The following is a 13758-nucleotide window of genomic DNA, read 5'->3' as shown; positions in this document are numbered from 1 at the left end:
GACGCAGAAATTAAAACATCAGATTTGAAGCCAGATACTTTTTAGTACTTTGTTTCTAAGTTTCAAACTGATCAAATCGCATATGCTACGCTCTGTGAAAACCATTCAAAAGCCGAAGAAATTCGGCTTTTGTCGTATAACAATTTTTCTACTAAAAGGTTAAATCACTATCTTTAATTATAATTGTTCTAAATAACTTGCATCCTAAAAGCAATAGTCGCACCTTTGCGGCTCAATCAGGATGGGATTAATTTGAGATACCTTTATATTTTTTGTTTTGTCATATTGATGCAGCAGGCTTCCGCGCAAGTTATCAATGTGAAAGGGCAAGTTGTTGATACGCAGCAGAAGCCACTATCATTTGTTACTGTACAATCGGAAACACTCGGATTAAGTACCTATACCAATGAACAGGGATTTTTTCAGGTTCGCGTAGATACTTCCAGGTATAAGTCTTTTGACCTAAAAATAAAAATGGTCGGAAAACAAACTGTCTCCACCATCATTTCTTCGTTCTCTACTTTTTCAGCTTTAAAATATGAACTTAAAGATCTTAACTTAAGTCTGGATGAAATTCAGGTTACTGAAGTTAGAAAAGCACAATCTTCCAATTCTTCTATCGTGTTTGACAGACAGGCCATTGAGCAGGTTCAGGCATTCAGTCTGGCTGATGTATTAAATAACCTTCCCGGTAAGACGGTCACCCCTCCCGGTCTTCAAAATCCGAAGAATATCACATTGAGAAGTCTTGCTGGTGGTATACACGAATTAAATAATGCATTTGGAACGGCTATCGTTTTGGATGATATTCAGCTTTCTAACAATGCCAACATGCAGAACAGAAGCGTTGGTAAATTTGGAATAGCATCTTCCGGAATCCAAAGCCGCAGTTTTGGGGGCTTTGATGTTCCCTTTGGTGGTATTGATATTCGTGAAATTCCTGCAGACAATATTGAAAGTATTGAAGTCATATCAGGAATAGCCCCCTCTAAATACGGTGACCTAACGGATGGCGCAATCATCATCAATAGACAAGCTGGTAATACGAAATACCAATTCAGTTCCAGGATCAATGCAGGTTCTTCAAATTTCTCCTTGTCTAAAGGGTATGTAATTGGTAAGAAAGCTGGTGCGGTCAATTTCTCTATGAATTATCTGAATAGTGAAGAAGATCCAAGTGATCCTTTAAAATCCTATGAAAGAGTGGGTACAAATGTAATGTGGACATCTTATCTGTCTTCTAATTTTAAAAATACATTGTCTGCAGATTACAGTACCCGACTTGATGACGTTAAGTTAGATCCGGATGTTGGCAGGGACTATATGACTTATGCCAAATCCAGGAACCTTTCCATCTCAAACCGCTCTTCATTGTCATTCAATTCAGATTTTCTAAAATCCGTAAACTTAAGCTTTGGGTATAGCTCCGGTTACCAGGAAACCTATAACCAGTCATATATTAATGGTGCACCTTATCCGGTAGCAGATAAGGATACCATTGGATTATACGAAGGGTATTATGCTCCTGGTTCTTACTTAGCAGTAGAGCATTTGATAGGAAGGCCATTAAATATGAATGGAAACCTGAGTTTAAACAGTGAGCTAAAAACAGGCAGGTTGATTCATAAGCTTAGTCTTGGCAGTAATATTTACTATTCAGAAAATAATGGAAAAGGTGTAATTGTGGATCCTGAAAAAGAACGCTGGGAAAATCAGGGATATCAAAATGAAAGACCTTACGATTATGAGTCTGTACCTTCAACATTCAATTACAGTTTGTACGTTGATGATCAATTTAAGTTCAATTTCTTAAGAAGATCCGTGAACGTAAATGCGGGACTCCGTTATGATGTTCAAAATAATTGGGGAACGATACAACCCAGGTTAAATCTAAGATACAATCTATCTAAGAGTCTTGACTTCAATGCAGCATTTGGTATTTCAACGAAAGCCCCGTCGTTATCCATGCGCTATCCTGCACCAATATATTTTGATCTTCCTGTTCACAATTCCTATACGGGATATACCATCGAAAGCCTTTACCTGGTCTATACAGATAAGATTACTCCAGACAACAGCAGTTTGCATCCATCTAAGACCAATCAATTGGAATTTGGCTTAAACTATACCAGCAAGATGATCACGAGCTCCTTATTTGCCTATTACAAGGAAAGCAAAGATGGTTTTAGTAACCAGAACAATTTTAGAACCTATACAACTCCATTATATACTTATGTCTATAACCAGGGACAACGCCCGGATTATTATCAAAACGGATTATATAAAAATTGGGTTACTTCCTATTTTACTTCAGCTAATGATTTAAATAGTGATAATTATGGTGCCGAGTGGTCTATCAGTACAAAAAAGATAAAAGCTATAGAAACAAGCTTTAGCCTGAATACTTCCTTTTCCTATTCCTTATCAAAAAATCAATTTACAAGTGTAATAAAAGCCAACGATCTATATATCAATGATGACAATAAAGCCTGGTTTGGGATCTATAATGCCGATAAAGCAGAGAGTTATGCCATTATGAGTAAGTTGACAACCACTACCCATATTCCAAAATTAGGGTTTGTAGTTAATTTGTTAACAGATGTTTTTTGGCAAAAACAGAGCGGAACATTAAATGCATCTTATTTGCCGATAGCTTACCTGGACAAGAATCTTGTACGTTATGAGATCCCGGTATTTGACGCGAATGACAAAGACTATAATTATTTGGCCACTAGCTCCAGAGCAAATAGTACAACCAAACAGCCCTTCGTATATGCAAATCTCTCCGTCCGTGTAGCAAAGGAAATCGGCAAAAACATACGGATGTCCGTAAACGCATACAATGTATTCAACATCAGAAACAGATACTATAACCCCAATTCAGATTCAGTGACTACCTATACTTATCCGGTTAGCGTAGGCGCTGAACTTTCAGTTAAATTCTAAATAAAATATAATGAAAAAAAATCAACTATTAATTGTAATACTGGCGCTGGCCAGCGTATTTACAGCATGTAAAAAAGACGACAATGCAGAGTTATCCGCAGTATCGGTTACTTTCCAGGTCGTGTTTGATGAACAAGCAATCGGATTAGGCCTTACGCCATTAAATACAGAAGTAACAATCACCAACCAGGTAAATGGTCAAATCAATAAGGCAAAAGCAGACGCAAGTGGTTTGGTTAACTTTGCAAGCGTTATTCCTGGAAATTATACGGTAGTTTCGTCGTTAACGATTGCGGCGGCTGATTATACTACAATTACTGGTGCATATACAGATGAGGATGTTGTTTTTAATGCCAATTTAAACAGTGTGATCAGTAATGCTTCTGGTACGCTGAAACTGGAAATGAAATCTGGAAGACTGGGTGACTGGGTAATCAAGCAAATTTACTACGGTGGATCAAGCACTACAGATGGCGCGGTATTCAGAGATCAGTTTCTGGAAATCTATAACAATTCAACAGAAGTTTTATATGCCGATAGTCTTTACATTGCCTTGGTAAATGGCGTAAATACGTCAAGCCCGGATCTTTTAAAAAACTGGTTTCTGCCTACAGGTCAGTACGACTGGACAAAAGCAGTGAATATGAATAACAGTAAAGCAAATACAGATTACGTGTATGCAACTACTATTTTACGTATCCCGGGTACAGGAAAACAATACCCGGTACAGCCAGGCGCAAGTCTTATTATTGCTCAAAATGCATTAAATCATAAAACACCTTTTACAAATAACACGGGAAAAGAAGTAACCGTTAAAAACCCAGCTTTAACGATCGATCTAAGCAAGGCTGATTTTGAAGGGTATTATGGTGATCTGCCTGGAATTAATGTTTATCCAACAGATATCGACAATCCATTGGTTCCAAATGTACAAGTTGTGTTTAGAGCATCAGATAGAGATCTTATTTTAGATAGCCGGGGACAAGAAGCAATTGTTATCTTTAAATCAATTACGGATGCTTCTACTTTCCTTAAATTTGCAACTCCAGATATAACAACAATTATTGGTACAACTGTTCAATATCCGCAAATCTCCAAAGAACTAATTATCGACGGTGTTGAGTTGGCGCAAACAGTAGAAACCAAACGTGTAGCACATCGCTTACCTGCAGAGATTGATGCTGGTTTTACATTTGTTCCAGGAGGTTCTTACTCTTCTCAGTCTGTGATCAGAAAAACAAGTAAAACAGTTAATAATAGAAGAGTACTTAAAGATTCGAACAACTCTTCGTTAGACTTCGATTTCTTAACAATTGCAGATCCAACAAAAACTGTATTTAAATAATGAAATTAAAGACATTATTTCTTTTAATGATGCTGCCGGTACGTTTACTTTCGCAAGAGAGTAAACCTGCTGACAGTATCTATTTTTACGATAATGCGCTCAGAAATTTAAAATTACACCAGTCAAATGGAACATTTCTGTTAAAAAATAAATCAGACCAAATCAGTCTCGTAAGTCTTGATTATGACTATCAGGATGGTTCTTTTAAGAAATCCCAAACTGCTGGCAGTGCAAATGTCATTACGTTTAGTGCTGATGGCATTAAGAAAATTGGCAAATTTAACCTGTATGGTAATTTTACGTATCAGCGTATTAAAGAAGAAGAATTGGCGTATGCATTGAGAGGAGAAGAAATAGACGATCAGCCTTTTTATTATTCTGCAGGATACGCAAGTAAATTTAGCAGACAAAATTACAACGGCAAGGGAATCGTTAGTTATCAATTGCTAAAAAATAAGCTATACCTTTCGTCAGGATTCAATTATAAGTATTACCTGGCTTACAGGTCTACAGATCCAAGAATGAACCTGGATTGGTTTGATTTTAAGGCAAGTCCCGAGCTTACCTTGCTCACTAAAAATATCAATGTTGGCATAAGTGGTACTTTAGGTTACGGAACAGAAACCATTGGCACTGGTTTTAAGAATAATGATTATGCGGCGGGCGTATTGTATCCGGATCGTATTTTGTACGTCAATAATGGTTATGGGTTTTACAAAAGAAGTAAGTATAATAGATTTTCCAGAAGAAAGCAATACAAAGGTTTAGGTATGCATGTTACTGGAAATAGTGGGCCTTGGGATCTATTGTTAAGTATAGACTATTTAAACTCGTTTGATAAGAACCAAAGTTTACTGGATAAATCGGTGAATACTGAAGTGTTTACTGATTATACAAGTAAGAAAATAACAGGTAGTCTATTATTAACCAAAAGAAGCAGAAACAATATAAATCAAATAGAACTTACCTTTTCTGATTTAAACGGAGAGGATTATATCTATGAATATTCGGGTAAAAATTACACGGCGAAGAATCAGAATGCAGGAATCAATTTCATGAATTCTACTTTTTCTGGTCATCATGCTATTCAGTGGGGAACTGAGGTAAATTACAATCACGCCTATAAGAAAGACGCTTTATCATCTCACCTATTTGAATATAGTAATGTTAATCCAGGTATACATGGTGCCTATTATCATACATCGGAAAATAAAGACCGGTTCTCGGTATTACTCTCCCCTTCTTTAATTTTGCCATTTAATGTTAGTGCATCTGCTCCCTTAACGCAGGAAACAGATTTTACAAAAGGTGTAATGTATCCGGATTATGCGTATCATCTCAGCACTTCAGGAATGTTAAATCTAAAGTTGAATTATATTAGTACTACGCTGAATAAATCTTTCAGAACCGGAATTACGCTGAATACCAGTGTAGTAAGCGCACTTAAACGACCTGAAATCCAGTTACCTGCTTATAGTTTACCCGGAAAGTATCGTTTTAACTCAAATCTCTCCTTAAATCTTTATTTTTGATCCCTTATGAAGAAAGCCATTGCCTTAACCATTTTTACAATAGGTATCCTGTCATTTATCTCTTTCCGTTCTTTTCAATATGAAGAAGGTGATGAACTGACTATCGATTCACTTCGAAAGGTCTATGCGCAGTCTCCGGAAAAATGGCCAAAGCCAAATGTAGATAAAGGGGTAAACTATACTGAACTTGGTATTCTCCCTCCTTCTCCTGTTGATCTGAAAACAACTCAGGCAAAGGAGATGGTTCAATTGGGTAAAATACTTTTCTTCGATCCCAGGTTATCTGAATCAAATCAGATCTCCTGCTCCAGCTGCCATGCTCCTGATTTACACTGGGCAGATGGTAAGCAGTTTTCCGTTGGTCATGACCATGCAGAAAATACCAGGAATGCACCATCATTGGAAAATATATGGTTCATGAAAAACCTGTTTTGGGACGGCAGATCTAAAACACTGGAAGACCAGGCACAGAACCCGTTGGTTTCAACCATAGAAATGCATCAGGATATGAAGGCGCTGCCTAAGAAATTAAAAAAAATAAAAGGATATCAGCCACTTTTCAGCGCTGCATTTGGTGATGATAAAATAAACAATGAAAGAATATTAAAAAGCCTGGCCATATTTCAGCGTACCATCGTAAGCAGGAAATCAGACTTCGACAGGTATTTGGAAGGAAACAAGAAAATACTCACTGATCAGCAGATCCTTGGACTCCACTTATTCAGGACCAAGGCAAGGTGCGTAAATTGCCACAACGGCCCTTTATTTACCGATAATGAATTTCATAACGTGGGACTTACCTATTATGGAAGAAAATACGAAGATCTGGGTCTGTACAACATCACTAAAAAACCAGAAGATGTAGGCAAGTTCAGAACACCAGGCTTAAGGAACGTAATGCGTACCGCCCCATGGTTCCACAACGGGATCTTTGGTGATATGGATGGGATCATGAACATGTACAACGTAGGCATGCCCAATCAAAAACGCAAACCTGAACAAGAAAATGACCCTTTATATCCTACAAATGATAAGCTGCTAAGGGGATTAATGATGAGTAAAATGGAAAGAGATGCGGTTGTAGCCTTTTTAGGTGCGATAAGTACACAGCCCTGGAAAGACCGGGCACCAGAACTTCCGCAGTAAAATTCATACAGGGCTTTAAAAACCCATTATTTTGCTTAATTTTACCCATCAACCAAACGTAATTTAGCAACAACCAAATGCACTCAAAACAATTTTCCTGGTCACTTGCCTGGGATTACCCGGCATTCAGGATTAAATTAGTACTCGGATTAATCATCCTGGTCGCCATTTTATTATTTATACCTCAATTTTTTAATCACATACAAGATCGGGAAGGTCATGTGTTAAATGATAAGCTTTTGGCATCAATACCGCCAACAGATGTTTCATTATACATCTTTTTGGTGCTCTATTCCATGGTTGCGTTGTTTTTAGTAAGGATGTCTGGAAATACATTCATCTGTTTAACTGCGGTTTGGTCATTCGTGTTCTTATGCATCGCGAGAATCATTACCATTACCCTGGTGCCGCTAAACCCACCTTTAAATATGGTTGAGCTTGCAGATCCATGTTCAATTCTTTTCTACCGCTCAAACATAATTACAAAAGACCTGTTCTTTTCTGGTCATACTGCTACGCTCATCGTTGGCGGATTGTGCATGAAGAAAAAAACAGATAGAGTAATTGTCTTTGCAGCGGCCCTCATTATAGGTTGTCTGCTCCTGGTACAGCATGTTCATTATACAGTCGATGTATTAATGGCACCATTCTTTAGCGTCATCTGCTGGTACCTTGGAAGGATAGTGGCAAAAACCGATACTTAAAAACTGATCTAAGTACCTATCCTTTTGGGATAAGTACTAATTTTCGCACATTAACAGGTTTCCAGTTAGCGCGGTCAGCGGATAAGGTAAGGGTATTCAATCCTGCTTTATCAATTTTAATTGTCCCCAAACTGATCTTTCTATATTCATTATAACCACCTGTATTGGTAATTTCCTTCTGAATCGTTTCTTTATCAACGCTTAATTTTAAAGTAGTTGAGCTTGCAGGCGTGGCTACCCACGTTTCAATGACGTAATTTCCTGGTTTTTTAACCTGGAACTGCCAGGATACATATGATTTAGCATCTGTCCAAAATCCAAGGTTCTGCTCATTACCACCTTCCGGACGGATAGACTCCCCTCCTTTTTCAGTATGCAGATCTGCAAGGCCGGGAACCAATGCTATTGAACCATCTGCAGCCGGTGACTGGATAAATGGACTTACATCTGCTTTACCTTTAATAGTGATCTTAATCACCGTGGCATTATCATCCAGTCCCACAGCAGGAACAGATACGAGAACTCCATCATCAGCCTTACTTGTTTTTAAAGTATTTCCATTGGCCAGCAGCTTTGCACTAACTATGGTATTATTTAAACCCGGAATTAAGAGCTTGCCATCTTCAGGCCAATTGTAAACGTGCAGGTATAAAATTGTAGTACCATTAGTTCCAGTCTTGCTTGTTGCTCTTCCCCAGGGTAAAACCTTAAACGGGCCCGGGGTAGTCTCATAAATAGACTCGCTGTTTACCTTCATCCATTTGCCAATAGCTTCAAGACGCTCTACAATGGGTTGAGGAAATTTACCAGAGGTTTCTGGTCCTACGTTCAAGAGGTAATTCCCTCCTTTTGAAGCGGTTTCAATCAAATTCCGGATCAGCTGTTTGGCAGGTTTCCAGCTGTGATCATTTACTTTAAAACCCCAGGTATTGTTAATCGTCATGCAGGTTTCCCATAACCCTGAAATTCCGGTTGCCGGAATATACTGCTCAGGTGTAAATAAATCGCCTTTAACATCACCGCCTAATCTGTCGTTCGTTATAATATTAGGCTGAAGCGCCAGAAGCGGTAAAAATTTGGCTGCACGCTCCTTAGTCATATCCGTCGGTACATCCCACCACAGCTCAGCTACATCCCCATAGTTGGTTAATATTTCCCGTACCTGCGGAATGGCAACCCGGTCAATGTACTCATCCATACTGCCCTTCTGTGCATCATCCCAATGACCCCGGGCCGCTGCACCACCTTTATTGCCCCAATCATTGGCCTGTGAATAATAAAACCCAAGTTTCATCCCATATTTTCTGCAGGCATCTGCCAGCGGACGAATCAGATCTTTTCCATAAGGAGTTGCCTTAACTACATTCCAATCACTAGCCTTTGAATCAAATAATGCAAAGCCGTCATGGTGCTTGGTCGTGATCACAATGTATTTCATTCCAGCAGATTTAGCCATCAGTACCCATTTTTCAGGATCGTATTCTGTAGGGTTAAACTGTTTGGCATATTCTTTATATACCGCAACCGGGATGTTTGCATCGTGCATGATCCACTCTCCAAGACCCGGAATATTTTTGCCCTGATACAATCCTGCAGGAACAGTATATACGCCCCAGTGAATGAACATTCCAAACCTGGCCTTTTGCCACCAGGCAGTCCTTGAAGTATCAACTTTAGCATGTACAGGCAGTAATTTTGCTTTGGCCGGCTGGTCTTTGGAAAACAAAGAATTTGTGCATACTATTGCAGAAAGACTAAGTATGATGGTTTTTGAAAAAATAGACTTGATCATTTGATTCACATCTGGTGTAAATCAAAGATAGGATCAAACGCAAAAAATTGCTTAACGATTTTGTTAAATCATTAAGCAATTTTGGCACAATGGAAATCATCTCAGTTCTATCCTAAATTATTTACTGATTGACAGTTTTATTTAAAGGCCTCCTTGCCCAGCATCTCATCGCCAAGGTAAAGCCAGATGGCTCCTTTAATGTACTTGTCAAAAGCCGCTTTCATACTCTCTAAGGTTACTTTATCAATGTTGGTAATCATGTCTTCTTCCAGTTTATAACCACCTAGAATTTCAGCTTCACCAAGATCCTTTACAATAGAGCTTGAACTTTCCTGGTGTCTGTAAAACCTGCTCCGGTGATCTTTTTTAATACCCTCCAGAAATTCTTTGCTGTAACGCCCTTCAGAAATGCTGTTAAATACCCCTACCATTGCCTGAAAAGCTTTTTTAGGTTGTGTAGTACTTACATACATTGACATATACGGCATTTGCTGTGTTTTAATGGTCGCACCTGGCGCATAGGATAAACCTTGTTTTACACGTACCTGGTAGTTTAAATTTCCACTCAGGGCATTGATCACCAGCATGAACGGATGATAATCCGGACTGCTGAAAACAGGAGCATTCATGATGGAACTCATGTAATTGGTTGCAATATCACGGTTTTCAAAATAAACGCTTTCTCCTTCAATCGGCTTTACCGTATAATCAGGTGCGGTATATGGTTTAGAGGGAATGGATTTAAATGCAGCAAGGATCTTCTTTTCCAGTTCCGCTTTGGTAATGTTGCCGGCAACAACCAAAAACATTCTATTTACATTCAGCAATTGATTGTGATAATAGTTACGAACACTGTCTGCTGTAAATCCGCCTACGGTTGCCTCATATCCAATTGGATCAACGCTGTACTGACTTCCTTTAAACATCGTTTCCATAGACATCTGTTCAATCCTTTCTTCAGGATCTGAACGCCGCTGGGAAATACCGGAGATCATTCGATCTTTCGTATTTTGAAATTCTGCTTTATCAAAGGCAGGGTTTACAACCGCATCAGAAAATAGTTTCCAACCCTGTTCAAAATATTTGGAGATACAGTTCATGCCAATGATTCCATAATCGGTAGTCGATGCACCGGCTATACTGATACCATACTCATCAGCCAGTTCCTGGTAATCATCAACACTGTAATTCTTTGTTCCGCAAGATGCAGCAGCAGATAGGGCCAGGTTTTCTATGCCAGCCTGTTTTGGACCATAGTTCATTACCCCTCCCCTAAAGAACATACTCATGCTGAACGTTTCTTTTTGTGTGGGTCTTAGAATTACCTTTAAACCGTTCACTTCGAAAGAAACTGCCTTTATTTGCGCACTAACTGTAAAATATAGAGATAGAAAAGGAATTATTAATAGATATCGCTTCATTGGTTCTAGTTACTTGATTTAAAAAATTCCTGTGGCTTAATGGTACTGATGGCATCTTTATTCATCATCAATCCTGCGCAAAATGGCTTGTCTTTGATGTACTTTTTCACATAGTCGATCAAATCCTTACGCGTTACCTTATTGACGTTTTCCTCATAGTTGGTATAATAATCAACGGATGCAGAAGCCCACCAAAATGACAACAGGTGTGAATAATCAGAAGTTACTTCCCTGCGATCTACCTGTTCAATGGAAAGCAAACGTTTGGCACGCTCAATCTGAACGTCAGACAAATAATTCTCATCATCCCATAACGCAATCTGTTTCAACACCTCTTCATAACATTCCCTGACCTTTGATGGATTCGGATTAACCATAAAGCTGATAGGTCCGGTATATTTCTGAGTATAGTAATTTACATCTGCAGCTTGTGCGAGTCCGGAGTTGATCAGTGCCTTTTTCATCTTCGAACCATTCTGATTTACAATAAATGAAAAAACGTCGGCAACATAGGTTCCTTTAACATCATTCCGGGTATCCGGACCGTGCCAGCTTAACAACATGTACGGAACCGGAGAATTGGTTGACTCCACAATATAATAATCGTTTTTAGTCAGTGGTTTAAATTCAGGTATTGGCCATTTCTTAAAAGGATCAAACGGAGATGCTTTCCAATTTCCAAAGATACTTTCTGCCGCACTAAATGCTTCCTCAACTTTCACATCACCTGCAATAACCAAAACTGAATTATTTGGCCAGTAGTATTTGTTCTTAATGGAATCCATCTTTTCGGGTGTTGCAGACAGGATCACATCGTGATTTCCAATCACATTCTTTCTGGAATAATTTGATCCCCACATGTGCCTGGAATTTGCTTCAATCAGGGCAAACACGGGGCTGGATTCATGGCGTGTAAACTCTGCATTTACAATTTCATTTTCCATAACCATATCTTCCTTGATGAACTTAGGATAGCGGATGGCAGAATTCATGAATTTTAATCCCGGTTTAAGGTTGGCGGCAGGAAGTGTAAAAAAGTAATTGACTACCTCTTCACGGGTAGTTGCATTCGAAGTAATGTCCAGTTCATTGCTTTTATTCGTAAAACTCTCATAAGTTGGATAATCCTTGTTGGCCTTAAAAAATAAATGTTCATACAGGTGACTCAACCCATTATATTCATCTGTTTCGGTAAATGAACCATTCCGGCAAGCGGTTTCAATGGTTACCAATGGAACCGTATTGTCCACTACCACAATAACTTCGAGCCCGTTTGGAAGCTTCTTGAAATGTAAATTCCCACCCGGTTTCTGCTGTGAAAAAGCAGCACTGAAACCGCATATAAATAGCAGGATTAAAAATGATCTTAAGCGCATAGTTATAAAATTAGAACCGTATATTTTGTCCGACAATTAAGTCTAAATCTTTTATTAAAACAAGTAAAATTGTTATTATTTAAACGATTTATTTAGGTCAGTAAATTCTTTAATTGTTCCAAACAAAGTTAATTTTGAAGAATACAGAACATAATGAGGTATGAGCATAGATTATTCCAATAAAGCGACAAATGATGAAATTGAAACCCGGTTTGACAATGATGTTGAGCGTTTCTCTAACCTGGATACCGGACAATTAACTACCCTTGATGCACCATTAACCATGGAACTGTGCACCGATGCCGCACAATTCATTGTGCCGCAGGCCACAGAGTTACTGGATATCGGTTGTGGAGCAGGAAATTATACGTTAAAAATGCTGAGTAAGATTCCAAACCTCAACTGTACGCTTAATGATTTGAGCGGACCAATGCTGAGTAAAGCGCGGGAACGTGTGGGCGGAAAAACCAATGGAACGGTCACAACCATTCAGCTGGATATGCGTGAGCTCGACCTGGAAGCAGGAAAATATGATATCATTCTTGCTGCTGCCACCCTGCATCACCTTAGAGAAGATTCTGATTGGGAACATGTTTTTACTAAGCTTTACAGGGCCTTAAAACCAGGGGGATGCTTTTGGATCTCTGATCTGATCACGCATGATTCAGAACCATTAAATAAGTTGTTTAAAAAGCAGTATGGCGATTACCTGGAAACTTTAGGCGGTCCGGAATATCGTCAGAAGGTATTCGATTACATTGAATATGAAGATACCCCAAGATCAATAAACTTTCAGCTTAGTCTGATGCAGCGAATTGGGTTCAAAGACGTTGAAGTGCTGCATAAAAATTTATGCTTTGCAGCCTTTGGAGGTGTTAAGTAATGTTTGTCGTAACTCAGTTGATTTCTTGGGATAAGTAATTGCTGCCTTTATAAGCGAATATTCTGACAGCGAATATTGAAGCTATTTGATAAAGTCTTCGCGGTGTGGCGTAAACGAATCAATCAATGTTCCGGCCTCCAGGCAAACACAACCATGAATTACGTGAGGCGGAACGTAGTAGCCGTCTCCTTTTTTCAGGATCTTAGTTTCAACACCAATGGTCATTTCAAAAATACCACTGTCAACATAGGTTACCTGCGTATTGTGGTGCTCGTGAAGCACACCGACAGCACCGGTTTCAAATTTTGCTTTTACCAGCATAATGCGTTCGTCGTAACCAAAGATCTGGCGCTGAATTCCGTTACCAAGGTCTTCCCAGGGTGTTTCACGTTCAATTTGAAAAAGGTCACTTTGCATATGGATTGAATGTATTAAGTTATTGATTGTGGTTTAAAGTTACCAAATACATTTGGCATATCTGATTTTCAATGACCACGCTGATCTGTCATAACTTATTAAAAGATGGGTACAGGTCTAATAAGGCTGACTTAAATGTTTGCATCATAAGGAATCTGTATGTGCATAATAAAAAACGTACTATAAAAAAGCCTCC

Annotated in this window: 10 protein-coding genes; 6 read left to right on the top strand and 4 right to left on the bottom strand. The window is 38.8% G+C overall.

Annotation, left to right across the window (positions count from 1 at the left end):
• Window positions 1–288: 288 nt before the first annotated feature.
• The 5 genes from ATK78_RS03630 (at window position 289) to ATK78_RS03610 (ending at window position 7673) form a co-directional block, all read left to right on the top strand.
• The gene (locus tag ATK78_RS03630) at window positions 289–2946 is read left to right on the top strand and encodes a TonB-dependent receptor (RefSeq protein WP_133574687.1); all 2658 of its coding nucleotides are present in this window, start codon (window positions 289–291) and stop codon (window positions 2944–2946) included.
• Window positions 2947–2956: 10 nt separating this feature from the next.
• On the top strand, window positions 2957–4291 hold the full coding sequence (locus tag ATK78_RS03625; RefSeq protein WP_133574686.1) for a DUF4876 domain-containing protein: 1335 nt from the start codon (window positions 2957–2959) through the stop codon (window positions 4289–4291).
• The gene (locus ATK78_RS03620; protein ID WP_133574685.1) at window positions 4291–5823 is read left to right on the top strand and encodes a DUF6850 family outer membrane beta-barrel protein; all 1533 of its coding nucleotides are present in this window, start codon (window positions 4291–4293) and stop codon (window positions 5821–5823) included. The genes ATK78_RS03625 and ATK78_RS03620 overlap by 1 nt, the downstream gene beginning before the upstream one ends.
• A gap of 6 nt (window positions 5824–5829) precedes the next feature.
• Window positions 5830–6969, top strand: a complete 1140-nt coding sequence (locus ATK78_RS03615) for a cytochrome-c peroxidase (RefSeq protein WP_133574684.1) — start codon at window positions 5830–5832, stop codon at window positions 6967–6969.
• A gap of 77 nt (window positions 6970–7046) precedes the next feature.
• Window positions 7047–7673 carry a phosphatase PAP2-related protein gene (locus ATK78_RS03610; RefSeq protein WP_133574683.1) on the top strand — a complete coding sequence of 209 codons (627 nt, stop codon included), beginning with the start codon at window positions 7047–7049 and terminating at the stop codon, window positions 7671–7673.
• Window positions 7674–7689: 16 nt separating this feature from the next.
• On the opposite strand, the gene ATK78_RS03605 is transcribed toward ATK78_RS03610, so the two are convergent.
• The 3 genes from ATK78_RS03605 to ATK78_RS03595 form a co-directional block, all read right to left on the bottom strand.
• Window positions 7690–9465, bottom strand: a complete 1776-nt coding sequence (locus ATK78_RS03605; protein WP_133574682.1) for an alpha-L-fucosidase — start codon at window positions 9463–9465, stop codon at window positions 7690–7692.
• A 137-nt stretch (window positions 9466–9602) separates the two neighbouring features.
• Window positions 9603–10886 carry a M16 family metallopeptidase gene (locus tag ATK78_RS03600; RefSeq protein ID WP_133574681.1) on the bottom strand — a complete coding sequence of 428 codons (1284 nt, stop codon included), beginning with the start codon at window positions 10884–10886 and terminating at the stop codon, window positions 9603–9605.
• A 5-nt stretch (window positions 10887–10891) separates the two neighbouring features.
• Window positions 10892–12262, bottom strand: coding sequence for a M16 family metallopeptidase (locus tag ATK78_RS03595; protein ID WP_133574680.1), 1371 nt, complete (start codon window positions 12260–12262; stop codon window positions 10892–10894).
• 160 nt (window positions 12263–12422) lie between these two features.
• Between ATK78_RS03595 and ATK78_RS03590 the strand changes: the two genes are divergently transcribed.
• A complete protein-coding gene (locus ATK78_RS03590; RefSeq protein ID WP_133574679.1) occupies window positions 12423–13145 on the top strand; it encodes a class I SAM-dependent methyltransferase in 723 nt (240 codons plus the stop codon).
• Between the two features lie 81 nt (window positions 13146–13226).
• On the opposite strand, the gene ATK78_RS03585 is transcribed toward ATK78_RS03590, so the two are convergent.
• A complete protein-coding gene (locus ATK78_RS03585; protein ID WP_133574678.1) occupies window positions 13227–13562 on the bottom strand; it encodes a cupin domain-containing protein in 336 nt (111 codons plus the stop codon).
• Between the last annotated feature and the right edge of the window lie 196 nt (window positions 13563–13758).

The organism is Pedobacter metabolipauper (assembly GCF_004362715.1).
GTDB lineage: Bacteria > Bacteroidota > Bacteroidia > Sphingobacteriales > Sphingobacteriaceae > Pedobacter > Pedobacter metabolipauper.
The sequence above is the reverse complement of the archived record's forward strand: the minus strand, read 5'-3'. Positions and strand labels throughout refer to the sequence as shown.